Below are 26,107 nucleotides of genomic sequence, written 5' to 3'. Positions count from 1 at the left end.
TCGAGGCTAAATACTACCAGTAATCCCGAAGATTAAGAAAAAATCCAATACTTGCCCCTAGGTGAAGGGCGTTAAAGTTGCTATTATGTGCGCCAAATTACTAGATGAAAACCAATTCCAAGAATTGAAGGAAATGCGTGTGAATATCCAAGCACTGATCAACGACAAAGTATCTCAGGCTCTTGAAGCCGCTGGCGCACCAGCAGGCAGCCCTGCAGCCGTTCGCCAATCTGCGAAAGCACAGTTTGGTGACTACCAAGCCAATGGTGTCATGGGCGTTGCTAAGAAGTTGGGCAGTAATCCACGAGAATTCGCTCAAAAAGTCCTAGACGTTTTAGACCTAGAAGGTATTGCAAGCAAAACTGAAATTGCAGGCCCGGGTTTTATCAATATTTTCCTTAGCGAAGAGTTTCTAGCTAAACAAGCAGAAGCTGCACTTGCTGATGCTCGACTAGGTGTTGCTTCACAAGAGCAACAAACTATCGTTGCTGACTACTCTGCTCCAAACGTAGCAAAAGAAATGCACGTCGGCCATTTGCGCTCAACCATCATTGGTGACGCTGTTGTACGTACTCTTGAGTTCCTAGGTCATAAAGTGATCCGTGCAAACCACATTGGCGACTGGGGCACACAATTTGGCATGCTTATCGCTAACCTTGAACGTGTGCAAAAAGAATCAGGCGAAGTTTCTATGGAACTGTCTGATCTTGAAGCCTTCTATCGCGAATCTAAAAAACTCTACGATGAAGACGAAGAGTTTGCTGCTCGTGCTCGTGGCTACGTTGTTAAACTTCAAGGCGGCGATGAGTACTGCGCTCAAATGTGGAAAAAACTTGTCGATGTGACTATGGTTCAAAACCAGCACAACTACGACCGCCTTAACGTATCACTCACTCGTGATGATGTTATGGGTGAGAGTATGTACAACGACATGCTGCCTGCAATTGTAAAAGACCTTCAAGCTCAAGGTCTCGCCGTTGAAGATGATGGTGCTCAGGTTGTATTCCTAGATGAATACAAAAACAAAGACGGTGAAGCGATGGGTGTCATCATCCAAAAACGCGACGGTGGCTTCCTATACACCACTACCGACATTGCCTGTGCAAAATACCGTTACGAGCAGTTAAATGCTGATCGTGTACTTTATTTCATCGACTCTCGTCAGCATCAACATCTACAACAAGCATGGACTATCGTTCGTAAAGCGGGCTATGTTCCGGAAAGCACCACCCTTGAACACCATGCATTTGGCATGATGCTAGGTAAAGACGGTCGCCCTTTCAAAACTCGTGCTGGCGGTACGGTTCGTTTGGCTGACTTGCTTGATGAAGCCATTGAACGAGCTGGTGCATTAATTGAGTCTAAAAACCCAGATCTTGAATCAACTGAAAAAGCGAACATTGCCAATACAGTGGCAATGGCAGCCGTTAAGTACGCCGATCTTTCTAAGCACCGTACTACCGACTACGTATTTGATTGGGACAACATGTTGGCATTTGAAGGCAACACGGCTCCTTACATGCAGTACGCTTATACACGTGTAGCATCCGTATTTGCTAAAGCAGGTGTTTCAATGGATGACCTGCAAGGCCAAGTCATCATTACTGATGAGAAAGAGAAAGCGCTGGTTGCTAAACTTATGCAGTTTGAAGAAGCGGTTCAATTGGTCGCTAAAGAAGGTCAGCCTCACATCATGTGTAGCTACCTGTTTGAATTGGCTGGTCAATTCTCTAGCTTCTATGAAGCTTGCCCTATCTTAGGCGCATCTGATGAAGCGACTAAACAGAGTCGTTTGAAACTAGCAGCGCTAACAGCAAGAACCATCAAACAGGGCTTAGACCTGCTTGGTATTGAAACATTAGAAAGAATGTAATGTTTCAATCTAAATAAAATGAGAAGGCGACTTGCGAAGGCAATTCGCCTTTTTTTGAACTCAATTTTGGGAGACCTTCTATGTCGTTTTCACTGCACCCTCAATTAGCGCTCGACACCACTTACCTCGGCGACTTTCCTCTTTGTGTGGCATTGCTTCACAAAGACGATTCGGTGCCATGGGTTATCCTTATTCCAAAACAAGCTAACCTTCGCGAGCTTCACCACTTGCCAATGGCGCAACAGCATCAATTCCTCGCCGAGTCTCAATGCGTGAACCTCGCATTGGAGTCACTATTCACACCTGATAAGCTCAACTTAGGTGCGCTCGGCAACATGGTGCCACAACTTCATATCCATCACATAGCTCGTTTTAGCAATGATATTGCCTGGCCAGGACCACTGTGGGGAAATACCAAAGGCGAATACCGTAGCGATGCAAAACAAACTGAACTTGCTAGCACTCTACGTATAGAGCTGGCAAAGTCTGCTGAATTCCATTACCAATAAACATTCGGTACCGGCAAGTCAGTAACTCGATAAGTAAATAGATCCTGTCACCACAAAAAAGGCCCCGAGGGGCCTTTTTTACATCGTCACCTGAATGGATAAACTATTCGGTTGATTCACGTGATACCTCACCCTAATCAACTGCCCAGCTTTATCACAATCTTCTGTCCTTGAAAGCTTTCCTTTGCGAATCCAGACTGCAAGCATGGCCTCAATACCATCTTCGCTTAGCGCAAACGCCTCAGCAAGCGCTTGACGGGTCACACCTGGATGACACTCTATATGTGCTTTCAAGTCAGCTAAAATCATACCACTTGAACCTCTAGTGCTTTTTGTTTTTTACCCTCAGACTTCAACAGTTTGAATACTAAAAGACCAAATAGCAATATACCCACAATCCATGCTGAACTTGTCGTAGGGTGCGCGCTAAAGTGAGTCACTTGGTAATACAAAGTTGCACTGCCGTATGCAAGACCCATCGTCCATACACCAATGAATCGAGCATATTTCTGGCCAAATTCACGTACGTAAGCCCCCATAGCTGCAACGCATGGTGTGTAAAGTAAGATAAATATAAGGTAAGCAAAAGCAGCGTTTGCGGTGACAAAGTACCCTTTTAGGTTCCCAAAAATAGATGTGTCTACTTCCTGCTCTTCAGCAACAGCCGTCGCATCAGATAAATCTCCAACATCAACACCTAATGGATCGGAATAACTTAAACCAGATAAGTTATCAGGAATAGAAGCAACCGCGTCTTGCAAACTCGCCATTAAGTTGAACTCTTCACCTTCATCATTACCCGACGTGTATAAGCTATTTAGCGTGCCCACTACGGCCTCTTTAGCAAAAATACCGGTAATAATACCCACCGTTGCAGGCCAGTTATCTTGCTGAACGCCCATCGGAGCAAAGACAGGAGTCACAACTTGCGCGGCTTTCGACAACACTGAATTCTCACTGTCCTCATTACCAAATGAGCCATCCATACCAACCGAGTTAAAGAAGCTAAGAATCGTGACGACAACAACAATAGTCTTACCGGCACCCAGCACAAAACGTTTTAGCTTCTGCCACGTTTTGATCATTACGTTTTGAATCGTCGGTAATTCATAGTCTGGCATTTCCATCACAAGGCTATCACTGGCACCTGGATAGATGGTGTACTTCAATACTAAGCCGGTAAAAACAGCGGCGACTATACCTAATAGATAAAGTGCAAAAACAATATTTTGACCACTCTCTGGGAAAAACGCTGCAGCAAAAAGCGCATAAACAGGTAATCTTGCACCACAAGACATGAACGGTGCCATCGATGCAGCCAGCTTACGCTCTCTCTCTTGGTCTAGTGTGCGCGTCGCCATAATAGAAGGGACGTTACAACCAAAGCCAAGGACAAGGGGAACAAACGCCTTACCCGGAAGGCCAATTTTTTGCATGACTTTATCGAGTACAAACGCTGCACGAGCCATGTAACCAGAACTTTCCAACACAGCAAGAAACAAATACAGCGCAGCAATTACGGGAACAAACGTTGCTACCGTCTGAATACCACCACCGACACCGTCAGCAATCAGGGTAACTAACCAAACTGGCAAATGGTCATCAAGCAGATAGTGGCCGCCGTCCACAAGTAATGCGCCCACACCTATATCGAAGAAATCGATAAAAGCACTACCGATATTAATTGAGAACATGAACATCAAGTACATGACCACAAAGAAGAAGGGAATGCCTACCCACTTGTTCAATATGATCTCATCAACTTTTTCAGTAAAACTCCGACTCAACTTACCTTCGCTGCGACGCAGCTTTTTACACTGTTCATGTAAAAAGGTGTACTTCACATCTGCAACTTGTAAATCAATATCAATGCCAGTTTGAACTAGAGCAAGTTCGACTGTCGATTTTTGGTCACTGGTTAATGCGTTAAGCACCATGACGTCATTTTCAAGTGAGCGAATCGCTAACGCCCTTGCATCTACTGCTTCGTCAGCAAACATTGGAGTTAACTTAGCAATGGCATGTTCCATTTCATTGCCATAGTTAAGCATCAGCTTATCAAGCGTTAAGCCTTGCACCACAATTTTATGCAGTTGCTCTTTTAAGGTTCGAACTTGGTCTTTATCCGTTGCTGACAAGGTCACGACAGGACAGCCGAGTGTTTTTTCTAAAGCTTTTATATCTAGCTTCACTCTTTCTCGCTTCAAGGCATCCATTTTGTTAAGCACAACAATCATTGGACGGCCAAGTTCACGCAGTTGAAGCGTCATATACAAACTGCGCTCAAGACTGGTCGCATCAACTACGTTAATAATGAGATCCGCTGGATGTGTTAAAACCGCACGTGAGGCAATGGATTCATCAATACTGTTGCCATCATTACCACTGTCTAGCGCGTAAATACCCGGAAGGTCGGTTAATTGAAAGTCATCTCCAGCATGACGATATTGACCCGTTTTCTTTTCTACCGTTACACCAGCCCAGTTACCAACTTGTTGCTTAGCACCAGTTAGTCCGTTAAATAGAGTCGTTTTCCCGCTATTAGGGTTACCAACGGTTAGGATGGTGTAATTCATTTCGCCGACTCCACTTCGATAGATTGTGCAATTGCATTGCGAATTGCCAGTGAGACACCTCTAACTTCAACCTGAAGTGGGTCTCCCATCGGTGCACGACGGATCACTTTGATTTCAGTATTCGGTAAAATCCCCATTACCATTAATTTTTTACGGACGTCAGTTGAGAGCCCAGATAAAGCAGTGATAACACCACTGCTTCCTACTTGTAATTCAGCCAGCTTCATTTAATTCACCCAAACTATGATTGGTAATGAGAAATATTAACATTAGCACTAATTTTAATGGTGCAACCTTAGGTTTCGCTTTGCGTTAGATCAACTTTGCGCTATTTGTAACCGAACGTAACGTCAAAAAAAACACGTTAATTTCGTCAAATTAACGTAAAACCATTGTAAGCCGTTTAAAAACCAGCCAGGTAAAAACAACAAAATAAAGCAAAAAATCCTTTTAAATCAAACAAGTAACAACTTAACAATGAACTTGTCGCGATTGTTATGGTAGGTTGCCGTTTTTTTTATAAGTACATTAAGTGGGAATCGCTATAGTGAATTCCAACAGAGCAAAACGCTCCTGTATATTAAATTCCAGAGGTGATGTGGTGACCCACATCACTCCGGCAGCAAGCGAAGGTGTCATTGGCACCCGCGGTATGGTCCCCCGGCTATGCCGCGATTTTTTTTGCGTCGCGTTTACCCGCTACAAGATCTGCGCTAGTAAAATACCACCCCCACCTATGCAACTACTCTCACCCTAATAAGCGTGACTTCGCCCTTATAACGTTAGCCTCAAATACTGTACATTTGTCAATCAATCTCAAATTGATCATAATGGAAGGTAAGTATTTCAGGGAATTAGATACGATGATGGCACTAAATGGTGATGTAGGTGAAAGCTACGGCTGTTGGTCTTTAGGTAAAGATGAACGGCTCATTCCTCTATTAGATAAGGCAAATATCGCCTGCGGTTTCCATGCCTCCGATCCTGAAATCATGTCTCAGACAGTACAACTGTGTAAACACCACAATGTATCTATTGGTGCTCACCCTGGCTACGAGGATAAAGTGGGCTTTGGCCGACGAAGCATCACGATGTCTACCGATGCCTTAACCACATCGATTCTATACCAAGTTGGTGCTTTAGAAGGGATTTGCCGGCTTCATCGCTGCAACGTTGACTATATTAAACCCCATGGTGCGATGTATCACGATATGATGCATTCAGCGTCTATCATGCAGGCTATCTTTGCCGCAGCTAAAGTGCTCAACCTGCCAGTCATGCTACTCGCCAACAGTCACACAGAGCAAAACCGCCAACTTGCCAGTAACATGGGTATCTCAATACTCTTTGAAGCTTTTGCTGACCGCTTGTATTTAGACAATGGTGAATTAACACCTCGAAGCCAAGCTAACGCAGTATTCCGCTCCAGCGAACAAATTTTGGGCCAAGCCCGCCGTCTGTTACAAACACAAACACTCATTACTGCATCAGGAAAGAAGCGAACCATTGTCGCAGACTCGCTTTGCGTTCATGGCGATAATGACGCTTCTATCGAAGTCGCAGCCGCTATCCGAACAATTATCAACGGCGGAGGACAAACCAATGGAGATTAAGCTAGAGGTCTATTCTGTCTCAGAATCTAGCCTTATGGTATATTTTGGCAAAAGCATCGACCTTACCCTTCCCCGCTATATTGCAAATTATGCCCAGCAGCTCACCGACGCTTTTCCAGACGCAATACTCAATTGCACACCATCTTATGCTTCTCTCCTTATTGAGTTTCACCCACTAAAGCTGGATTGGGTAACATTACAACGCTTTATCTTAACCATGAAACCCAGTCCTCCCTGCGCTGATACATCACAAAATACTATCCCCCTGCCGACCTACTACGATTTAAGTACCGGACCGGATCTTACAACCATGACAGCGCAACTAAACCTGTCCAAAGAACAAATAATTGAGCTTCACCACTCCGTGCTTTACAGCGTGTGTGCCATTGGGTTTGCACCTGGCTTTGCCTTTCTGGCTGACGTTCCGGAAGAGATACGTATGCCTAGATTAACTGAACCAAGAAAAAGGGTTCCGCAAGGCAGCGTCGGTATCGCCGATCGACAAACAGCAGTGTATCCACAAACGACGCCAGGAGGATGGAACATTATTGGTAATTGTCCATTGCAACTCTACGACGCAGCCTCTCCCCAGACGTCGCGATTAAAAGTTGGTGATAAGGTTCAATTTACCCCGATCAGCCAACGTGAGTTTCTTGAAATGGGGGGAACAACATGCCTAGACTGGTGATCATCAGCCCAGGTCACTTGAGCTTAATTCAAGATTTAGGTCGCTTTGGGGTTGCTCAATATGGACTTAGCCAAGGTGGCGTTGCTGATTTACAGGCACATTGCTGGGCGCAAAAAGTGCTACAAAATCCCACCTCAAATGCAAGTATTGAGGTTTTATTTGGTCATGCGCAATTCCAAGCTCTTGAGCCCATCACCATAATGCTCAGTGGCGCAGATTGTTATGCCAGCATCACTTCCCCAAAGTCTGCGGCTTCATCAAAACAAGCCATATCAAACTGGCGGCCTTTTACGCTCAAGTCTGGTGAAACCTTACAACTAAACACCCCTAGGACTGGCGCACGAACCTACTTATCAGTGAGAGGAGAATTCCAACTGGCTTCTAGCCTTGGCAGTGCGTCAACAGTTGTTAGAAACCGTATAGGGGGGATAAAAAATGGCGAGCCATTACGCCGAGGGGATATCCTCACCATCAATGAGTCAAAACCTCAGTACAATGCTAATAAAGAGGCGCCTACCGAATTAGCTTCGATACCAAGGTCTGCCATTTCTAGGTATCCCATGCAGCAACGCATTCGGCTCATTCCGAGCTATCAATTTTCTAGCTTTGATCCAACGATGACTAAAGCGTTACTTAACCGCTGGTTTACCGTCTCTACGCAAAGTGATCGGATGGGAATTCGTCTGTCTTCCTCAGAAGCACCAACAACTCAACACACGGGGCTTAATCAAACTGATATCATCTCAGAAGGCATTGCATGTGGGTCGGTTCAAATTACACACGGCGGCTCGCCCATTATTTTGCTACAAGATAGACAAACCCTCGGCGGCTATCGTAAAGCAGGAGTGATCGCCTTTCGAGATCTAGCCAAATTAGGTCAATTACGCCCTGGGGCACAAATCCAATTTGAGTTGACAAATATAGAGGTAGAAAGAGTCAAACAACGCGCTTTCTATCGCTACTTTTCTTTATAAGTACTCATTAAAGCAATACTGAGCCCAGAAAGTGACGATTTTTAAGCACATATTTAAGCGCTTTCACTCTCATCACTCTCCAAAGAGGCAAATTTCGAAGGTGAGATCCCAAAATAAAGCTTAAATCGTTGTGAGAAATATGAAGGGTCATTAAAGCCACATGAGAAAGCCACATCTGCCACCTTTTCACCTTGCAATAACATCTCACACGCTTTTTCCATGCGAATTTCACTTAAGTAATCGGAAAAAGTGACGCCGAATAGCGACTTAAAACGCCTCTGCAAGCTGCGCTCAGAAATATACAACACCTTTGCCGCGCTTGAGGTACTAAATTCAGGATTATTAAATTGATCAGACACCAATTGTGTGACATTGGCTTTCCAGTCATCATGCTTCGCTTTATCGGGACTGTTTTCCGCAACGGATTCTAATGTATGAGCGTCTAAATCGGTCGGCTTCGAAACTGGCGGCTCAATCTCTAAGTTATCTTTATTAGTATCAATTAAATTAGCACTATAGAGGTTCCAGCGTATCACCATACGATTAACGGCGCCTCGCTCTATAGGTCGTAATTCGCCCCCTGAGTTATGAATGTGTAAAGGTAAACTACTTGGACTAAAGTCGAGCACTTTTTCCGTTTCTACATTATCAAACTCTTGTGGTGAACAATTGACACTAGGCAAAGGTAAGCCTGAGTCTTCAAACGTGACACTCAGCTTCGTTCTATCAACATCGACGGTAATACTAAGAACCTGCCCTCTCACTAAACGCTTCAAAGCATTTGATAAAACAGAGTTAAAAATAATATCTAAGTTACAATCATCCAAGAAAACATAACTCGTCTCAGAAAGCACCAATAGTTCAATGCGAACACCATGGTGCTCAAACTCTTGCAGCCAAGCTTTGACAGTAAAATTAATAATATTGCTAACAGAGCACACAGCTGGGCGCTGGCCTTCTTCATCAAAGATGGCGTCTAGATTTCGTAATCGCTCATTGAGTCCAGTATTTTGCTTTACGTTATCTAGATACGTATGCTTTGATGCATCGACGGCACTTTGGACTAAATCACGCATTACCTGCTGCCTAACATGGAATACTTTTCTCAGCTGTTGGTTATTCCTGACAAGAACGCGACTTTGGTGCTGTAACTGCTCTGTTTTAAGAGAAACTTGTGTCTTCAACATTTTGTTAATAGCCGTCACACGTCGTGAGCGCCATAGCACAACCCAAATAATCACGGACAGCGCGCCAAAGAAAGCAAAAGCGTAAAAACTTGCCGACTTATACCATGGCGTTAATACCACCAGCCCAAATGACTTTTGGCTAAAACCGCTCTCATCACCGACAACACGAATATAAAGTTGATGTTTTCCCTCTGTCGGTTTATCAAAATTAAGCTCTAATCCTTGAATCTCTGACCAGGTATCATCGCCATCAAAGCGATACTCTATCGCCTTACCCGATGCAAATGGCCACACACCAAACCTCATACCAATCGACTTGCCATAAGGAATATGGAGGTTTCTCACCGGTTCAGAGCCAATAGATACCGATTGGTTATCGACTGTAACCTCGGTAATTAGAACCGTTTGGCTTGGGAGCGCAGTCTGCAGTAATTCGCTTGATATAAACTCGACAATGCCGTAGCGAGAACCAACCGCTATCGCATCAGTTTCTCGATTGTAAGCACAACTGCCATCAACAAATTCATTATTAATCAATCCATAGGGTTCAGATAAGTGCCGCTTAATTTCTCCTGTCGGTAAGTATGCACTCACCCCCATAGAGGTGATGAGCCATAATGCGTCGCTACTCTGAGTCACACACAGCGGACGAATATTGGCACGCTGCAATTCAACTTGGGTTAACGTTCGACTTTCAGGCTGATAAGTAAAGACTCCATAACTGCTAACAGCCCAAAGAGTCTCTTGCATTGATGTCATTTCAATCACACGACCAAACGCTTCACTATCACTGACATAGTTGCTCTTACCACTTTCAACGATATATAGCCCATGATCCGTACCCACAGCTAAACGTTGCTTCTCCAACGCTTTCAATGTGGTTATCTTTGCGGGTAAGTGCTTATTTAGCACCCAATCCGTACCGTAATCTTTCAGTTCATTGCTAGCAACATCAAGAGCAAATAGCCGTAAACCGCTACTCATCCATAAAGTACCACTATCACCGTCTTCAGATTCAAACGCTAAATGCTCAATATCAACGGGTAACGACGGGTACTCTTCCCGCATAGGTGTTACGCGATAACGTCCTAAATCAAGCGATAACAGCCCGCGCTCTGTTGCTAACCAAAGCATTTTATCTCGCTGCGCTACAGAGGAAACTTTCCCCCAAAACACCAGCGTTGAGATACCTTGGTTATTAACGGAATATAAACCATTATTTGTAACAACCCAGTACCCACCTAACGGGTTATTAAACATATCGAGCTTAGTATCAATACGCCTTAGATCATCTTGGTAATTAACGGAAGAACGCCGAAATAGGGCACTGTATTCAGAAAAGTAGCGCACCCCGCCATTGGTCGCTATCCACATCCCACTCATTCCGTCACTGACTAGTGAGTATATTTTCTCGCCAAGCAAGCCATACTCATCATTCAAGTTGACCTCTACTCTATTGGCGCCTCCTTGCGTCTTATCAATCAGATATAGCCCGTGCTCCGTTCCTACCCAATAATACCCTTCGGATTCTTCCAGAGTGAGAACATGAGACTGAGCTAACGGGTAATACTGAGAAGTAGATTGAGATGTAGATGTAGATGTATCGACATCATAGATTTCAACACCCGTCGTAAAACCAACGACAAGCTGTTTGTTTTCTGGAGAATAGTGGAGCGTTGATGCAGAGAGGTTTGCTGACAGTTTAAGTCGCGTTAATGAGCCATTACTCCAACGAAACACACCAATCGAGGTCGCTAAATACCAACTTTCATCGATAAAAAGGGCATCAGCAACATCAATAGACAATCCGCTGTGATAACTTTCAAATAAAGAAAGAGGCAGCATTGTCACCCGTTCACTGCTCATTGAATACATGTAGAACTGCGACTCGTCCACAAACCACAAATTGACATTAGACTCACCTAAGTGGCGAATGGTATTCGTCAATTGAACGTCGTAAATAACTTGCTCTTCGTCTTGAGGAACTTGAGTCAGGACGTGATTATCGCGGTGATACCAGAACCGACCTTGAGCAAAGACCGCATTTGAGGCAACAAATGGCGGATTGTTGAGAGTGACAAAACGGCGACCATCAAAAAAACGAATTTTATCATGGACATCAAAAGACCAAAGTCCACCATCTACCCCGATATATAACTGTTTTGCCGGTAAGTACTGCCCTTGCGACTGCAGTTGAAGTGGGTAAAAAATAGGAGGGAACTCAACGGCAGCTGCCTTAGTACACGATAGTAAAAGGAACCAGCATACACACTGAATCCACAGCCTCGTTTTTATCCTAAATTGCGGCAATATTTTCTTCGCATAACCGCACTCAGCCTCACTATGACGGGAGGCTGAGTGTAACCAAAACGGATAATAGAAAGTGTGAATCACAAGAGCTCGGTTAATTTGCATCGATAATTATCGCTAATTTAATCGATTTAAAACATTTATTAAAGCGCTCACCGTTGATTACCACGCTAATTGCTTAGGTGATCACACCCCACTCCCCCCTATTCACATCATTACTCATACGCTATGAGCCTACTGAGATAAGCAATCAGAGAAACTATCTGACAGCGTATGAAGGAATGTAAAGTAGCTACCATCCTCGACAACAATATCCGTGCCGAGAGGGTCAAGTCGGCCGATGTTTGTACCCGTGCCACGAGTGACTGATTCAATCACAGCTGGCGTGTATTGCGGCTCAGCAAACACACACTTTATCTGTTTTTTCTTAAGCGTTGTTTTGATGTTAATCAGTGTCTTCGCCCCTGGTTTTCGCTCAGGGCTAACCGTAAAGTGACCTAGATTGTTAAGAGAGAAATAGGATTCAAAATACCCATAGGCATCATGAAAAACATAGTAGCCTTCAGTTTGAATCGGCGCGAGCTCTTGTTTTATATCGCTTTCAGCCTTACTAAGGTTTGCCTCAAATTTAGCCAATTTATTCTCATATTCAGTACTATTTTCTGGGTCCAACTCTATCAACTTGGCGCTAATCGCTTGAGCAACTTTTAGCGCTTGTTTAGGGCCTAACCAAACATGAGGATCATAGCTGCCATGATGGTGTCCCTCATGACCATGATCGTCATCGCCAAACTCACGCAGTGACAGCCCTTCAATATCCACAACGGTCACTACGTTCGATTTTCCGTCGAGCGATTTGTCTAAGAAACTCTCTAAGTCGGGACCAAACCAAACGACGACATCACTACTGTGCAATCGCTTAACATCTGAAGGTCGCATCGCATAATCATGAGGAGAAGCATTGGCGTTTAATAACGAAGACGTAGTTTGCCCGTCTAAAATGAGCTCGTGGGCGATCATTTCAAACGGCTTGATGCTATTTAGCACCTCAATTGCCTGGGACTTCATTGGAACAAGTATTGCTAAAGCAGCAAAGGAAAGATAACGCAACATAGTGGCCTCAAGTGGTAGACTGGCTTAAGAGAGTTTTAAATGTTACATTATAACACTTAGCATTTGCAAATGAGTTCTATTCATGTCCGAATTAATTCGACTCGATGGGGTATCTGTCGAGTTCGGTAAACGTCGTGTGCTCGATAACATCACGCTGACGATAAATAAAGGCCAAATCCTCACCCTAATTGGCCCTAATGGTGCAGGTAAGTCTACCTTAGTAAAGGTATTACTTGGACTACAGAAGCGCTACCTTGGCCGTATTGAAAGCGCTAAGAAGCTAAGAATCGGCTATGTGCCTCAAAAATTACATCTCAATGAAACCTTGCCACTTAATGTCGGACGATTCTTAGCGCTGGCTGGAAAATACAGCGCTCAAGAGCAACTAGACGCCCTCAAGTTGGTTGGTGCCGAACACCTCATCAAAAATAATATGCATCAGTTATCGGGTGGCGAAAACCAACGAGTGTTACTTGCCAGAGCCCTACTCCAACGTCCTGATTTGTTAGTTTTGGATGAACCAGCCCAAGGGGTTGATGTACAGGGGCAAATTGATTTATATGATTTAATTGATAATATTCGCCATCGATTCGGTTGTGCGGTTTTCATGGTCTCTCATGATCTCCACCTTGTAATGGCTAAAACCGATGATGTCATTTGTCTTCATCACCATATTTGTTGCCAAGGTAGCCCACAAACCATCACTCAACATCCTTCTTATATCGCTCTTTTTGGTACGGCCACGAAGGAAACTTTGGCATTTTATCAACATCAACATACCCACCACCATCACGATTTGTCCGGTGAAGCGGTGACGGGCGATGCATCGCAGTGCGCACATCATAAACATGGACACACTCACCATGATTGAATTTTTACTTCCTTCTATTTTCGCCGGGCTTGGTATCGCTTTAATCGCGGGTCCACTTGGTTCTTTTGTGGTTTGGCGAAAGATGGCCTACTTCGGTGATACACTCGCTCACGCTTCTCTAATGGGGCTAGCGCTTGGTTTCTTGTTTGACATTAACCTGTATTTAGCACTGATCATTTGTTGTATGGCGCTAGCCGTCATATTGGTTACGCTGCAAAAGCAGCAGCTTGTCGCTACCGATACTTTATTAGGTATTTTAGCGCACAGTGCGCTGTCTCTCGGGCTCGTTGCCGTAAGTTTTCTAGACAATATTCGCGTCGATCTTATGAGTTACCTGTTTGGTGATTTACTCGCCGTTTCTCCGACTGATCTTGCCTATATTTATGCGGGCGTATTAGTCATTGGCGCGTTGTTATTTATTTTCTGGCGCTCTTTGCTCTCTACAACAGTCAGTGAAGATCTTGCTGCAGTCGAAGGCATCAATGTAGATTTGATGCGTCTATTGATTATGATCATGGTTGGACTTGTCATTGCTATCGGTATGAAATTTGTTGGAGCACTGATCATGACGTCACTACTGATTATACCCGCTGCCACCGCTCGTAAATTCACTCGAACTCCCGAAACAATGGCGTTTACCGCGTCAGCCATCGGTATGGTCGCAGTACTTTGTGGCTTGAGCCTTTCTTGGTTCTACGACACACCTGCTGGCCCGTCGGTGGTGATCAGCGCCGCCGCTTTTTTCTTATTAGCTCAACTAATGCCTTCACGTGATTAATAACTCTCCATCAACGCGATGACGCATCATGGTCACATAGCTAAATAAACCAGCGGTAATAAAAAGGGCCCCTACCGGGGCCCTTTTGCAAACCTATTCAAACGTACCATTGATTCAAACGTACATTTAAGGGCTTGTCGTCTTAATCCGACTTGGTTATTACCAACCGGTCACTTCACGAAGTGCTGAGCCAATGTCAGCCAAGCTTTTCACTGTCTTAACGCCAGCTTCTTCAAGTGCAGCAAATTTATCTTCTGCTGTCCCTTTACCACCAGAAATAATCGCACCAGCATGGCCCATACGCTTACCTGGAGGCGCAGTAACACCTGCAATGTATGACACAACAGGCTTTGTCACGTTTGCCTTGATAAAGGCTGCCGCTTCTTCTTCCGCTGTACCACCGATTTCACCGATCATAACGATCGCTTCGGTTTCTGGATCTTCTTGGAACAACTTCAAGATATCGATGAAGTTTGAGCCCGGAATTGGGTCTCCGCCAATACCTACACACGTAGACTGACCAAAGCCTTCATCTGTTGTTTGCTTAACCGCTTCATAAGTTAGAGTGCCTGAGCGAGACACGATGCCCACTTTGCCTTTCTTATGAATATGACCTGGCATAATGCCAATCTTGCACTCATCCGGTGTGATGACACCTGGACAGTTAGGGCCGATCATCACAACACCCGCTTCATCTAGACGAACTTTAACGTCTAAAAGATCAAGCGTTGGAATACCTTCCGTGATAGTTACGATAAGCTTGATGCCCGCATCAATCGCTTCTAGGATAGCATCTTTACAAAATGGTGCTGGTACATAGATAACTGATGCGGTTGCACCTGTCGTTTCTACAGCTTCACGAACCGTGTTAAATACCGGTAGACCAAGGTGAGTTTGACCACCTTTACCTGGCGATACACCGCCAACCATTTGTGTTCCGTAATCAATCGCTTGTTCTGAGTGGAACGTACCTTGACCACCAGTAAAGCCCTGACAAATAACTTTGGTATCTTTATTAATTAGTACAGACATTATTTGCCCTCCGCTGCAGCAACAACTTTTTCCGCAGCTTCAGTTAGAGAAGTCGCAGCTATGATATTTAGACCACTTTCCGCTAATTTTTGCGAACCTAGAGGTGCGTTGTTACCTTCAAGACGAACGACAACAGGGACCTTAACGCCCACTTCTTCCACTGCGCCAATGATGCCGTCAGCAATCAGGTCACAGCGAACAATACCACCAAAGATATTAACAAGAACCGCTTTTACATTAGTGTCTGACAGGATGATCTTAAACGCTTCTGTTACACGCTCTTTTGTCGCACCGCCCCCTACATCGAGGAAGTTTGCAGGTTGACCGCCGTGTAGGTTTACGATATCCATCGTACCCATTGCTAGGCCAGCACCGTTAACCATGCAACCAATGCTACCATCAAGTGCTACATAGTTAAGTTCCCACTGCGCTGCATGTGCTTCACGCTCATCTTCTTGAGATGGATCGTGCATCTCGCGAAGCTTAGGCTGACGGTACATCGCGTTTGAATCAATGTTTATCTTGCCATCAAGACAAAGAAGGTTACCTTCCGCCGTGACCACAAGTGGGTTAATTTCTAGCAGAGCTAAATCGTACTGAGCAAACATGTTGCCAAGACCTAAGAAGATCTTAACGAACTGTTTAATTTGGTCGCCGACGAGACCTAGCTTAAATGCAAGCTCACGGCCTTGATAGGCTTGAGGACCAACAAGCGGGTCAATCGCTGCTTGGTGGATTAATTCAGGTGTTTCTTCAGCAATCTTTTCAATGTCCACACCACCTTCGGTTGATGCCATGAACACGATACGACGCGTTGCACGGTCAACCACTGCACCTAAATACAATTCATTGGCAATGTTTGATGCTTCTTCAACCAAAATCTTAGTGACAGGCTGACCATTTGCATCAGTTTGGAAAGTAACCAGGTTTTTTCCTAGCCATTTCTGAGCAAACTCTTTAACGCCTTCCTTAGTATCATGCAGTTCAACACCGCCCGCTTTACCGCGACCACCAGCGTGAACCTGACACTTAACTACTTTTTTCTCTGTACTAATACGACCGGCTGCTTCGAACGCTTCTTGGGCGGTATCACATGCAAAGCCTTCTGGTACAGGCAAACCGAATTCTGCAAACAGCTGTTTTGCTTGGTATTCATGCAAATTCATTTCGTTATTCCATTTGTTTATCCCTAAAGGGATTTATTATTTCCATAAAGCCGATAAGTGGGCCATACGTCTGTAGGAGGTACTTCTACGAATCACCCGTTAAAGGGCTAAATAAGAGCTAGACGCTGAGCCTGCCTAGCTCCTTTCACTTGGGATGACTACTCACCCCAATAAACAGCGCGTTGTTATATATTGTTCAATACGTTATACATCGAGCAATAAACGTGCTGGGTCTTCTAATAGTTCTTTAATTGTTACCAAGAAACCAACCGATTCACGACCATCAATAAGACGGTGATCGTAAGACAGCGCTAGGTACATCATAGGTAAAATTTCCACTTTCCCATCAACCGCCATTGGTCTGTCTTGGATTTTATGCATCCCCAAAATAGCTGCTTGCGGTGGGTTGATGATTGGCGTTGACATCAATGAACCGAAAACACCGCCGTTAGTAATAGTAAAGTTACCACCTGTTAGCTCTTCGACCGTTAACTTGCCATCGCGGCCTTTGATTGCGAGCTCTTTGATGCCTTTTTCAATATCAGCAAAACCCAAAGTGTCACAATCTTTAAGGACTGGCGTCACCAAACCACGAGGGGTTGATACCGCCATGCTAATGTCGAAGTAATTGTGATAAACAATTTCTTCGCCATCAATGGATGCATTCACTTCAGGGAAACGCTTCAACGCTTCTGTCACTGCTTTCACATAAAAAGACATAAAGCCTAGGCGCGTACCATGACGCTCCTCAAACTGGTCTTTATATTGCTTACGCAGATCCATGATTGGCTTCATGTTAACTTCATTAAATGTCGTTAACATTGCTGTACTGTTTTTCGCTTCAAGCAGACGTTCTGCAACACGCTTGCGAAGACGAGTCATTGGGACTCGTTTTTGGCTGCGCGCCGAAATAGGAGCAACCGCGGCTGGCTCTTCCACTTTTGGTGCGTTCTTCGCAGCAGCAAGGTGTGCCTCAATGTCTTCACGAGTGATTCTGCCGCCAACGCCAGAACCCTTCACATCTTCTGCTTTCAAGCTGTGTTCACCCAGTAAACGGCGAACCGCTGGGCTTAACGCGTCGTTTGACTCTTCTGTCAATGCCGCTTTGTGGCGCTTGTCAGGAGAGGCTTGAGTTGAATCCGTCGTATCTGTTGTCGGCTCGCCCGCAACCGCACCCGGCTTCAGACGTGCAATCAGCTCTTTAGATAGAACGGTCGCCCCTTCTTCTTGAATAATTTCTTCCAGTACACCTGCTTCTGGCGCAGGGACTTCAAGGACTACTTTATCCGTTTCAATGTCTACAATGACTTCATCTCGAGCCACTGCTTCGCCTGGTTTCTTATGCCAAGTCGCGACGGTTGCGTCAGCGACAGATTCAGGTAAGTCTGGAACCAGAATTTCAATTGTCATATCTGTTTCTTCCTTTTACTTCTAGTTCTTAATCAAGGTCAACGCGTCTTCAATCAACGCTTTCTGTTGTTTCAAGTGTACTGACATATAACCAACTGCAGGTGAAGCAGAAGCTGGACGCCCTGCATATTTCAAATCAACACCTACAGGGATTGCTGCACGGAAATTGTGTTGGCTTGAATACCAAGCGCCTTGGTTTTGCGGCTCTTCTTGACACCACACCACGTCTTGTACATTGGTATACTTCGAAATTTTCGCTCGAACATCATCCAATGGGAATGGATAAAGCTGTTCAATACGCACAATCGCAACATCTTCTTGCTCATTGTTACGACGCTGCTCTAGAAGATCAAAGTACACTTTACCAGAGCAGAAAATTACACGTTTTACGTTCTCTGGATTAAGGTCATCAACCTCACCAATCGCTGGCTCAAATGTACCTGAAGCTAAGTCATCGAGACTTGATGTACACAGAGGGTGACGAAGCAGTGATTTTGGTGACATCACAATCAACGGGCGACGCATTGGTCGTACAACCTGACGGCGTATCATGTGATAAACCTGCGCCGGCGTTGACGGGATAATGACTTGCATGTTTTGCTCAGCGCAAAGTTGCAAGTAACGCTCTAGCCTTGCGGATGAGTGCTCCGGCCCTTGACCTTCATAGCCATGAGGTAGCAACATGGTCAAACCACATAAACGTCCCCACTTTTGCTCACCAGACGAAATGAATTGGTCAATCACCACTTGAGCACCGTTAGCAAAATCGCCAAACTGTGCTTCCCAAATGGTTAACCCACTCGGCTCTGCGGTTGCGTAACCGTATTCAAACGCCAATACCGCTTCTTCCGATAACACCGAGTCAAACACTTGGAATGGCCCCTGCTTATCGTGAATATTCGCTAACGGTATGTAAGTACTTGCGTCATCTTGGTTATGAAGAACTGAATGTCTATGGAAGAAAGTACCTCGACCAGCATCCTGGCCTGAGATACGAATACGCTTGCCATCATCAAGGATCGTCGCGTAAGCCAGTGTTTCAGCCATACCCCAATCAACCATCTTCTCGCCATTCATCATGGCGGCGCGATCGTTGTAAAGTTTATTGACTCGACTCTGTAGTTTATGACTTTCTGGGACCTGCCCTAAGCGTTCGCCTAGTTCAACAACGCGCTCTTTTTTAACTGCGCTGTCCCACTCCATATCCCACTCGTGTCCGAGATAAGGAGACCAGTCAACAGAATGGAGTGCCATTGGACGCCACTCTTTCACCACCACTTCACCGCGATCTAACGCATCACGGTATTCGTTTACCATTTGCGTCGCGGTTTCGATATCGCTCTCATTACGCTCAATCAACACATCAGCGTATAGTTTACGTGGGGTTGGGTGCTTTTTAATTTTCTGATACATCAACGGTTGAGTTGCATTCGGCTCATCCGCTTCGTTGTGACCATGGCGACGGTAACAAACGAGATCGATAATCACGTCTTTGTGGAACGTGTTTCTAAAATCAAGTGCGATACGAGTAACGAAAGCGACCGCTTCTGGGTCATCAGAGTTCACGTGGAAAATTGGAGCCTGAACCATCTTGGCGATGTCAGTACAGTACATGGTAGAACGCATGTCATGTGGGTTTGACGTAGTAAAACCGACTTGGTTGTTCACCACGATTCGAACCGTACCACCGACTCGGAAACCACGAGCTTGTGACATGTTGAATGTTTCTGCTACCACACCTTGCCCTGCAATAGCAGAGTCACCGTGAATGGTAATAGGAAGTACCATACTGCCGTCTTTATCACCAAGGCGATCTTGACGCGCTCGCACAGAGCCAATAACCACCGGATTAACGATCTCTAGGTGAGAAGGGTTGAATGCTAATGCTAAATGCACATCCCCACCAGGTGTCGCAAAATCGGCTGAGAAACCTTGGTGATATTTAACGTCACCAGTACCCCAAGTATCGTCGTGCTTCTTACCCGCAAATTCATCAAACAAGTCTTGTGGCTTTTTACCTAAGACGTTGACCAGCATATTGAGTCGACCACGGTGCGCCATCCCAATAACCACTTCGCGTAGACCGGATGCACCCGCATGACGAATGAGCTCTTTCGTCATTGGCACTAGCGCATCACCACCTTCTAAAGAAAAACGTTTTGCACCTGGGAATTTAGCACCTAAATAGCGCTCAAGACCTTCCGCTGCAGTCAGTTCTTCTAAAAAGGTATTTTTTTGGTCTTCGTCAAAGGAAGGTTGACCAACTACAGACTCAAGTCGTTGCTGAATCCAACGCTTTTGTTCGGTGTTCGTCATGTGCATGTATTCAGCGCCAACAGAACCACAATAGGTTTTTTGTAGGGCTTTATGCAGGTCTCTCAACGTCATGCTCTCTTGGCCAATGGCAAAAGAACCTACGTTAAAGGTTTCGTCTAAATCATCATCCGTTAAAGAGTGGAATGCAGGTTCAAGTTCTGCAACGGGGGGACGTTTCCACAACCCTAAGGGGTCAAGATCTGCTGCTTGATGACCGCGAAAGCGGTATGCGTTGATAAGCTGTAGTACTTTTACTTGCTTAGCATCGACTTCTGGATCACTTACTTGGGCACTTGAATGCTTTGTTTCTTTAGCGAGTCGTCGGAAGTAATCACGGACACGTGAATGCGGTTGTTCAACCACATCGTCAGGCTGCATAGGCAACCCATCAAAAACACGTCTCCACTCCTCACTTACCTGTTCGGGATCACTTAGATACAGTTCGTAGAGGTCCTCTACGTAGGTTGCATTGGCGCCAGCCAAGTGTGAAGACTCGAGCCATGCCTTCATCACGCCGTTGTGCATATTTTCCCTTACCAGTAGTTTTCATAGTTGCTGCGGTCTAAGCCGAGCTATCGAAAGTCGATTCTCATAGAGAGAGTCCTCTACTCGAATCGACAATTTTTATAGACTAAAACAACGCCGGACTTACTTAAATCGAACGGTTCACTAACATCGATTTAATGTGTCCGATCGCTTTTGTTGGATTTAATCCCTTAGGACATACACTGACACAGTTCATGATGCCGTGACAACGAAATACGCTAAATGCGTCATCCAATTCAGATAATCGTTCCTCTGTCGCCGTATCACGGCTATCAATTAGCCAACGATAAGCCGCCAATAGGCCAGCCGGTCCAATAAACTTATCTGGGTTCCACCAGAAAGAAGGACACGACGTCGTACAACATGCACACATGATACACTCATAAAGCCCATCAAGATGTGCCCGTTCTTCAGGAGATTGTAAGTTCTCTCTTGAAGGAGGCAAATTGCCATCAGAAACAAGAAACGGCTTAACTTTCGAGTAGTTATCATAAAACTGAGTCATGTCGACAATCAAGTCTCGTACCACAGGTAATCCAGGTAAAGGACGAATAACTATCTTGTCACCCTGCAAAGCGGATAACGGTGTGATACACGCTAGACCATTTTTGCCGTTCATGTTTAAGCCATCAGAGCCACATACCCCCTCACGGCAAGAACGTCTAAATGAAATACTTGGATCTTGCTCTTTTAGCAGAATCAAAGCATCTAGCAGCATCATATCCGAGCCTTCATCCACCTCTAGGGTGTAATCTTTCATGTAAGGCTTCTGATCAACATCTGGATTGTAACGATACAAAGAGAAATTCAGTTGCATAATTTTGTCCTCCTCTTAGTACGTACGTGCTTTTGGTGGAAAAGCTTCACGATGTACTGGTTCCATGTTTACACCACGCTTCGACATCGCTTCTGTCTCCGGATTGTAGATGGAGTGGCATAGCCATTGCTCATCATCTCGCTCTGGGAAGTCGAATCGAGCATGAGCACCACGACTCTCTGTGCGGTAATTCGCCGCCACAGCCGTTGCAAATGCCGTTTCCATTAGGTTTTCAAGCTCTAAACACTCAATACGCTGCGTGTTGAATTCTGTCGACTTATCAGACAGGTAAGCGTTATTCAAACGTTCACGAATCACTTTTAGCTCTTCAAGCCCTTTAGCCATCGCATCACCTTCACGGAATACCGAGAAGTTGTTTTGCATACATTGTTGCAAGTCTTTGCGAATTTGAGCTGGGTCTTCACCACCAGTACTGTTTTCCCAACGGTTATAACGTTCTAGCGAGCGTTCAATGTCCGCTTCTGTCGCTGGCTTCGCATCCGCTTGTTTTTTCAACGTTTCGCCAAGGTGTAGGCCAGTTGCTCGACCAAATACCACCAAATCAAGTAACGAGTTACCCCCTAAGCGGTTCGCACCATGTACTGATACCGATGCAATTTCGCCACAAGCAAAGAGACCTTGAATCTCCACATCCGAGCCGTTGGCATCTTGCTTAATTGCCTGACCAGAAACTTGAGTTGGCACACCACCCATCATGTAGTGACAAGTTGGAATGACTGGGATTGGTTCCTTAACTGGATCAACGTGAGCAAACGTACGAGACAACTCACAAACACCTGGTAGACGCGACTCAAGCGTATCTTTACCTAAGTGATCAAGTTTCAGCTTGATATGTGGTCCCCAAGGACCATCGCAGCCGCGGCCTTCACGAATCTCAATCATCATTGAACGTGCAACCACATCACGACCCGCTAAGTCCTTCGCGTTTGGTGCATAGCGTTCCATGAATCGTTCGCCATCTTTGTTTAGAAGGTAGCCGCCTTCACCACGACACCCTTCCGTCACAAGTACCCCTGCGCCCGCAATACCGGTTGGGTGGAATTGCCACATTTCGATATCTTGCATTGGGACACCAGCTCGAATTGCCATGCCAACACCATCACCGGTATTAATATGCGCATTCGTTGTCGATGCATAAATACGACCCGCGCCACCCGTTGCTAAAATCGTTGCCTTGGATTTGAAATAGCACACTTCGCCCGTTTCCATGCAAAGTGCCGTACAACCCATAATGGCGCCGTCTTCATTTTTCACAAGATCAAGGGCATACCATTCAGAGAAAATCGTGGTCTTGTGTTTGATATTTTGCTGGTAAAGCGTATGAAGCAATGCGTGACCTGTACGGTCAGCGGCCGCTGCGGTACGTGCCGCTTGCTCACCACCAAAGTTTTTGGATTGACCACCAAACGGACGTTGGTAGATAGAGCCGTTATCAAAGCGAGAAAATGGCAATCCCATTTTTTCAAGTTCGATGACTGATTCAGGTCCATTTTTACACATGTATTCAATAGCATCTTGGTCACCGATATAGTCGGAACCTTTTACCGTATCGTACATATGCTGTTCCCAGTGATCCTCATGCGCATTACCTAACGCAACGGTAATACCACCTTGAGCAGACACCGTATGTGAACGAGTTGGGAAAACTTTTGATAAAAGAGCACAGCTTAAGCCTTGCTCTGAAATTTGTAGAGCAGCGCGCATACCCGCACCACCAGCGCCGATTACAACAGCGTCAAACTCTCTAACTGGAATAGTCACTTACGCACCCCACAGAATAAAGAAACCAGAGAAAAAATAACCAAGAAGCACTGCAACAATTGCCAGCTGCAGTCCACCACGTAACTTGGTGCATTTGATATAGTCTGTAAGAACTTGCCATAAACCGATCCACGCGTGAATCAGTACTGATGTCAGGGCAAGCATAGTGAAGACTTTAGTAAAGGTCCCACCAAAAAATTGCGTCCATGACACATAAGAGATATCGCCAGAAAAGGCACAAAAGCTTACGATATAAATCGTATAAAGCGTCATAATGATTGCCGTTGCACGAATCAATAAGAAATCGTGAACACCATTACGACCAACTGAAGAAACACTACCTACCATACTAATACTCCCGCCAACAGAGACAGGATACCTGTCAAGATGAAGGAAACCTTGGCACTTTTTGCGCCCGTATCGAGCTCTTCAAAATAACCAAGATCCATAAGCAAATGACGAATACCACCAACAATGTGGTAAGCCAATGCCGTCAATATTCCCCAAAGAATAAACGTCACGAAGAAACCGTCGACGATGTCTGCAGCTTCAGCGAATCCGATAGGGGAGGAAAGTGACATGGATAGTAACCATAGGAGGATCCCAATCGACACAAAGGTAATCACACCCGACACACGGTGCAGGATGGACGCAATTGCGGTGATTGGCATTTTTATTGTCTGTAAATCTAAATTAACAGGTCTGGGCTTTCTTTCTTTCATGGGCTTGCTCACTCAGCTCCATTGAGCATTTATTGTTATAGATAAATTTTGGCTTGGAAGCCTCAAAAATTAACACAAACTTAACAATTATTCCGTGTTACAACCGAGATAATTGTAATGATAATGTTAAACATCCAGAGTTAGCACCGACCTCACTTCGGTTTGTACCCTCGATTTTATAAGGACTCAGCCAAAATTTTCACCGCAACTATACGGCTCGCAACATTCTAATACAATTGCTGTAACAAAATATGCTACACAGCACAGATTTTTAACCATTTTTCCTTAAAAAATCATAACAAGTGCACACAAAACCGTATATAAATTGACTTTGAAGTCGAAGCAAAGTAAAAAATTGGCACATAAACATCCTGGACGGATTAAATAATAAACAAAGGAGATTGTTATGGCGGATAAGAAAGCGACCCTTCATATTGAAGGTACAGCGCCGATCGAGCTGCCGATTATGGATGGTTCTATAGGACCACAAGTAGTCGATGTTCGTAAGCTTGGAGCGAATGGTTATTTTACTTTTGACCCAGGTTTTCTTGCCACTGCATCCTGTGAATCTCAAATCACTTATATCGATGGTGACAAAGGTGTGCTTTTGCACCGTGGATTCCCAATCGATCAATTGGCTAACAATGCAGATTACCTAGAAGTATGTTACATCCTTCTCATGGGCGAAGCCCCAACTCGAGAAGCATATGAGAGCTTCAAACAGACGGTCACCCGTCACACCATGGTTCACGAACAAATTGCGAGCTTCTTCCACGGCTTCCGTCGCGACGCTCACCCGATGGCCGTAATGTGTGGTGTAGTTGGCGCACTTGCAGCCTTCTATCATGACTCTTTAGATGTCAATAACGACAACCACCGTGAAATTGCTGCATATCGACTCATTTCGAAGATGCCTACTCTTGCGGCGATGTGTTACAAATACTCAATCGGTCAGCCATTCATCTATCCACGTAACGATCTGACTTACTCGGAAAACTTCCTACATATGATGTTTGCTAACCCATGCGAAGAGTATGAAGTTAACCCTATCGTTGCTCGTGCTATGGATAAGATTTTCACGTTGCACGCAGACCACGAACAAAACGCATCAACATCAACTGTACGTCTTGCTGGTTCATCTGGCGCTAACCCATTCGCGTGTATTGCCGCTGGTATTGCTTCGCTTTGGGGCCCTGCTCACGGTGGTGCTAACGAAGCATGTTTACGTATGCTGGAAGAGATCGGTTCAGTCGACAACATCCCTGAGTATGTTGATAAAGCCAAAGATAAAGATGACCCATTCCGCTTAATGGGCTTTGGTCATCGTGTTTATAAGAACTACGACCCACGTGCAACGGTTATGCGTGAAGCGTGTCATGAAGTGCTTAAAGAGCTTAACATTCAAGATCCACTGCTTGATGTAGCAATGGAATTAGAGCGTATTGCACTGTCTGATGAATACTTCGTTTCGAAGAAACTGTACCCGAACGTAGACTTCTATTCAGGTATCATTCTAAAAGCGATCGGTATTCCTGTTTCTATGTTTACCGTTATCTTTGCGATGTCTCGTACTGTAGGTTGGATTGCACACTGGAACGAAATGCACAGTGACCCTGCAAACCGAATTGGTCGTCCACGTCAACTTTACACTGGTGAAGAAATGCGTGACTTCCGACCTCTACATGAACGTGAGTAACTGAGTATCAAATAGCGCTTGATTGAGCACTATTTGTGAATATGTAAACAAAAAAGAGCAGCGCCAGGGCTGCTCTTTTTTATGCCTAACCAATTTATGCTTAACTGATTTATGGCTAATCCACTTCT

21 protein-coding genes are annotated in these 26,107 nt (G+C 45.0%); 8 read left to right on the top strand and 13 right to left on the bottom strand.

Going from position 1 to position 26,107, the window contains the following annotated elements:
- Nucleotides 1-139 precede the first annotated feature (139 nt).
- On the top strand, nucleotides 140-1,873 hold the full coding sequence (gene argS, locus L4D74_RS02530; protein WP_428750674.1) for an arginine--tRNA ligase: 1,734 nt from the start codon (nucleotides 140-142) through the stop codon (nucleotides 1,871-1,873).
- A gap of 80 nt (nucleotides 1,874-1,953) precedes the next feature.
- Nucleotides 1,954-2,382: an HIT domain-containing protein gene (locus L4D74_RS02525; protein ID WP_428750547.1), complete on the top strand. Its 429-nt coding sequence runs from the start codon at nucleotides 1,954-1,956 to the stop codon at nucleotides 2,380-2,382.
- Between the two features lie 78 nt (nucleotides 2,383-2,460).
- On the opposite strand, the gene L4D74_RS02520 is transcribed toward L4D74_RS02525, so the two are convergent.
- The 3 genes from L4D74_RS02520 to L4D74_RS02510 are packed head-to-tail and all read right to left on the bottom strand — an operon-like array spanning nucleotide 2,461 to nucleotide 5,185.
- Entirely contained in the window at nucleotides 2,461-2,691 is a 231-nt protein-coding gene (locus tag L4D74_RS02520; RefSeq protein ID WP_428750546.1) for a FeoC-like transcriptional regulator, read from the bottom strand.
- Nucleotides 2,688-4,958 (bottom strand): Fe(2+) transporter permease subunit FeoB, encoded by a 2,271-nt coding sequence (gene feoB, locus L4D74_RS02515; protein WP_428750545.1) that lies wholly within the window; start codon nucleotides 4,956-4,958, stop codon nucleotides 2,688-2,690. Before feoB ends, L4D74_RS02520 begins: the two co-directional genes overlap by 4 nt.
- Nucleotides 4,955-5,185, bottom strand: a complete 231-nt coding sequence (locus L4D74_RS02510; RefSeq protein WP_250615574.1) for a FeoA family protein — start codon at nucleotides 5,183-5,185, stop codon at nucleotides 4,955-4,957. The genes feoB and L4D74_RS02510 overlap by 4 nt, the downstream gene beginning before the upstream one ends.
- A 636-nt stretch (nucleotides 5,186-5,821) precedes the next feature.
- Here L4D74_RS02510 and L4D74_RS02505 point away from each other — a divergent pair.
- The 3 genes from L4D74_RS02505 to L4D74_RS02495 are packed head-to-tail and all read left to right on the top strand — an operon-like array spanning nucleotide 5,822 to nucleotide 8,233.
- On the top strand, nucleotides 5,822-6,571 hold the full coding sequence (locus tag L4D74_RS02505; protein ID WP_428750544.1) for a 5-oxoprolinase subunit PxpA: 750 nt from the start codon (nucleotides 5,822-5,824) through the stop codon (nucleotides 6,569-6,571).
- Nucleotides 6,561-7,259: a 5-oxoprolinase subunit PxpB gene (gene pxpB, locus L4D74_RS02500; RefSeq protein WP_428750543.1), complete on the top strand. Its 699-nt coding sequence runs from the start codon at nucleotides 6,561-6,563 to the stop codon at nucleotides 7,257-7,259. The genes L4D74_RS02505 and pxpB overlap by 11 nt, the downstream gene beginning before the upstream one ends.
- Nucleotides 7,244-8,233, top strand: a complete 990-nt coding sequence (locus tag L4D74_RS02495; RefSeq protein ID WP_428750542.1) for a 5-oxoprolinase subunit C family protein — start codon at nucleotides 7,244-7,246, stop codon at nucleotides 8,231-8,233. Before pxpB ends, L4D74_RS02495 begins: the two co-directional genes overlap by 16 nt.
- A gap of 53 nt (nucleotides 8,234-8,286) precedes the next feature.
- Here L4D74_RS02495 and L4D74_RS02490 read toward each other — a convergent pair whose 3' ends face one another.
- On the bottom strand, nucleotides 8,287-11,835 hold the full coding sequence (locus L4D74_RS02490; protein ID WP_428750541.1) for a helix-turn-helix domain-containing protein: 3,549 nt from the start codon (nucleotides 11,833-11,835) through the stop codon (nucleotides 8,287-8,289).
- Between the two features lie 129 nt (nucleotides 11,836-11,964).
- Nucleotides 11,965-12,843, bottom strand: a complete 879-nt coding sequence (locus L4D74_RS02485; RefSeq protein WP_428750540.1) for a zinc ABC transporter substrate-binding protein — start codon at nucleotides 12,841-12,843, stop codon at nucleotides 11,965-11,967.
- Between the two features lie 82 nt (nucleotides 12,844-12,925).
- Here L4D74_RS02485 and znuC point away from each other — a divergent pair, with 82 nt between their 5' ends.
- Together znuC and znuB are read left to right on the top strand one after the other, a co-directional pair.
- Nucleotides 12,926-13,714, top strand: a complete 789-nt coding sequence (gene znuC, locus L4D74_RS02480) for a zinc ABC transporter ATP-binding protein ZnuC (RefSeq protein ID WP_428750539.1) — start codon at nucleotides 12,926-12,928, stop codon at nucleotides 13,712-13,714.
- Complete coding sequence (gene znuB, locus L4D74_RS02475) at nucleotides 13,707-14,492, top strand: zinc ABC transporter permease subunit ZnuB (protein WP_428750538.1); 786 nt, start codon at nucleotides 13,707-13,709, stop codon at nucleotides 14,490-14,492. Before znuC ends, znuB begins: the two co-directional genes overlap by 8 nt.
- 159 nt (nucleotides 14,493-14,651) lie before the next feature.
- Here the strand turns inward: znuB and sucD are convergent, their stop codons facing one another.
- From sucD to sdhC, 8 genes are all read right to left on the bottom strand, one after another.
- A complete protein-coding gene (gene sucD / locus L4D74_RS02470) occupies nucleotides 14,652-15,524 on the bottom strand; it encodes a succinate--CoA ligase subunit alpha (protein ID WP_428750536.1) in 873 nt (290 codons plus the stop codon).
- Nucleotides 15,524-16,690, bottom strand: a complete 1,167-nt coding sequence (gene sucC, locus L4D74_RS02465) for an ADP-forming succinate--CoA ligase subunit beta (RefSeq protein WP_250615582.1) — start codon at nucleotides 16,688-16,690, stop codon at nucleotides 15,524-15,526. Before sucC ends, sucD begins: the two co-directional genes overlap by 1 nt.
- A 204-nt stretch (nucleotides 16,691-16,894) precedes the next feature.
- Nucleotides 16,895-18,100, bottom strand: coding sequence for a 2-oxoglutarate dehydrogenase complex dihydrolipoyllysine-residue succinyltransferase (gene odhB / locus L4D74_RS02460; protein ID WP_428750535.1), 1,206 nt, complete (start codon nucleotides 18,098-18,100; stop codon nucleotides 16,895-16,897).
- A 21-nt stretch (nucleotides 18,101-18,121) separates the two neighbouring features.
- Nucleotides 18,122-20,941: a 2-oxoglutarate dehydrogenase E1 component gene (gene sucA, locus L4D74_RS02455; protein WP_428750534.1), complete on the bottom strand. Its 2,820-nt coding sequence runs from the start codon at nucleotides 20,939-20,941 to the stop codon at nucleotides 18,122-18,124.
- 127 nt (nucleotides 20,942-21,068) lie between these two features.
- Nucleotides 21,069-21,779 (bottom strand): succinate dehydrogenase iron-sulfur subunit, encoded by a 711-nt coding sequence (locus tag L4D74_RS02450; protein WP_265677403.1) that lies wholly within the window; start codon nucleotides 21,777-21,779, stop codon nucleotides 21,069-21,071.
- A gap of 15 nt (nucleotides 21,780-21,794) precedes the next feature.
- Complete coding sequence (gene sdhA, locus L4D74_RS02445) at nucleotides 21,795-23,561, bottom strand: succinate dehydrogenase flavoprotein subunit (protein ID WP_428750533.1); 1,767 nt, start codon at nucleotides 23,559-23,561, stop codon at nucleotides 21,795-21,797.
- Nucleotides 23,562-23,909 (bottom strand): succinate dehydrogenase, hydrophobic membrane anchor protein, encoded by a 348-nt coding sequence (gene sdhD, locus L4D74_RS02440; protein WP_428750532.1) that lies wholly within the window; start codon nucleotides 23,907-23,909, stop codon nucleotides 23,562-23,564.
- On the bottom strand, nucleotides 23,903-24,295 hold the full coding sequence (gene sdhC, locus L4D74_RS02435; protein ID WP_428750531.1) for a succinate dehydrogenase cytochrome b556 subunit: 393 nt from the start codon (nucleotides 24,293-24,295) through the stop codon (nucleotides 23,903-23,905). The genes sdhD and sdhC overlap by 7 nt, the downstream gene beginning before the upstream one ends.
- Before the next feature lie 394 nt (nucleotides 24,296-24,689).
- Between sdhC and L4D74_RS02430 the strand changes: the two genes are divergently transcribed.
- A complete protein-coding gene (locus tag L4D74_RS02430) occupies nucleotides 24,690-25,979 on the top strand; it encodes a citrate synthase (RefSeq protein WP_428750530.1) in 1,290 nt (429 codons plus the stop codon).
- The last annotated feature ends 128 nt before the right edge of the window (nucleotides 25,980-26,107 follow it).

It is taken from the genome of Vibrio cionasavignyae (assembly GCF_050337155.1).
GTDB classification, from domain to species: Bacteria; Pseudomonadota; Gammaproteobacteria; order Enterobacterales; family Vibrionaceae; genus Vibrio; species Vibrio nomapromontoriensis.
The sequence above is the reverse complement of the archived record's forward strand: the minus strand, read 5'-3'. Positions and strand labels throughout refer to the sequence as shown.

Excerpts from the sequence above, each read along its gene's own strand:
- L4D74_RS02495 (WP_428750542.1), top strand. The coding sequence starts at position 7,244 with ATGCCTAGACTGGTGATCATCAGCCCAGGTCACTTGAGCTTAATTCAA.
- L4D74_RS02490 (WP_428750541.1), bottom strand. The coding sequence starts at position 11,835 with ATGCAAATTAACCGAGCTCTTGTGATTCACACTTTCTATTATCCGTTT.
- sucA (WP_428750534.1), bottom strand. The coding sequence starts at position 20,941 with ATGCACAACGGCGTGATGAAGGCATGGCTCGAGTCTTCACACTTGGCT.
- L4D74_RS02525 (WP_428750547.1), top strand. The coding sequence starts at position 1,954 with ATGTCGTTTTCACTGCACCCTCAATTAGCGCTCGACACCACTTACCTC.
- sucC (WP_250615582.1), bottom strand. The coding sequence starts at position 16,690 with ATGAATTTGCATGAATACCAAGCAAAACAGCTGTTTGCAGAATTCGGT.
- L4D74_RS02485 (WP_428750540.1), bottom strand. The coding sequence starts at position 12,843 with ATGTTGCGTTATCTTTCCTTTGCTGCTTTAGCAATACTTGTTCCAATG.
- feoB (WP_428750545.1), bottom strand. The coding sequence starts at position 4,958 with ATGAATTACACCATCCTAACCGTTGGTAACCCTAATAGCGGGAAAACG.
- sdhD (WP_428750532.1), bottom strand. The coding sequence starts at position 23,909 with ATGGTAGGTAGTGTTTCTTCAGTTGGTCGTAATGGTGTTCACGATTTC.
- L4D74_RS02505 (WP_428750544.1), top strand. The coding sequence starts at position 5,822 with ATGATGGCACTAAATGGTGATGTAGGTGAAAGCTACGGCTGTTGGTCT.
- odhB (WP_428750535.1), bottom strand. The coding sequence starts at position 18,100 with ATGACAATTGAAATTCTGGTTCCAGACTTACCTGAATCTGTCGCTGAC.
- znuC (WP_428750539.1), top strand. The coding sequence starts at position 12,926 with ATGTCCGAATTAATTCGACTCGATGGGGTATCTGTCGAGTTCGGTAAA.
- znuB (WP_428750538.1), top strand. The coding sequence starts at position 13,707 with ATGATTGAATTTTTACTTCCTTCTATTTTCGCCGGGCTTGGTATCGCT.
- pxpB (WP_428750543.1), top strand. The coding sequence starts at position 6,561 with ATGGAGATTAAGCTAGAGGTCTATTCTGTCTCAGAATCTAGCCTTATG.
- L4D74_RS02510 (WP_250615574.1), bottom strand. The coding sequence starts at position 5,185 with ATGAAGCTGGCTGAATTACAAGTAGGAAGCAGTGGTGTTATCACTGCT.
- L4D74_RS02520 (WP_428750546.1), bottom strand. The coding sequence starts at position 2,691 with ATGATTTTAGCTGACTTGAAAGCACATATAGAGTGTCATCCAGGTGTG.
- L4D74_RS02430 (WP_428750530.1), top strand. The coding sequence starts at position 24,690 with ATGGCGGATAAGAAAGCGACCCTTCATATTGAAGGTACAGCGCCGATC.
- L4D74_RS02450 (WP_265677403.1), bottom strand. The coding sequence starts at position 21,779 with ATGCAACTGAATTTCTCTTTGTATCGTTACAATCCAGATGTTGATCAG.
- sucD (WP_428750536.1), bottom strand. The coding sequence starts at position 15,524 with ATGTCTGTACTAATTAATAAAGATACCAAAGTTATTTGTCAGGGCTTT.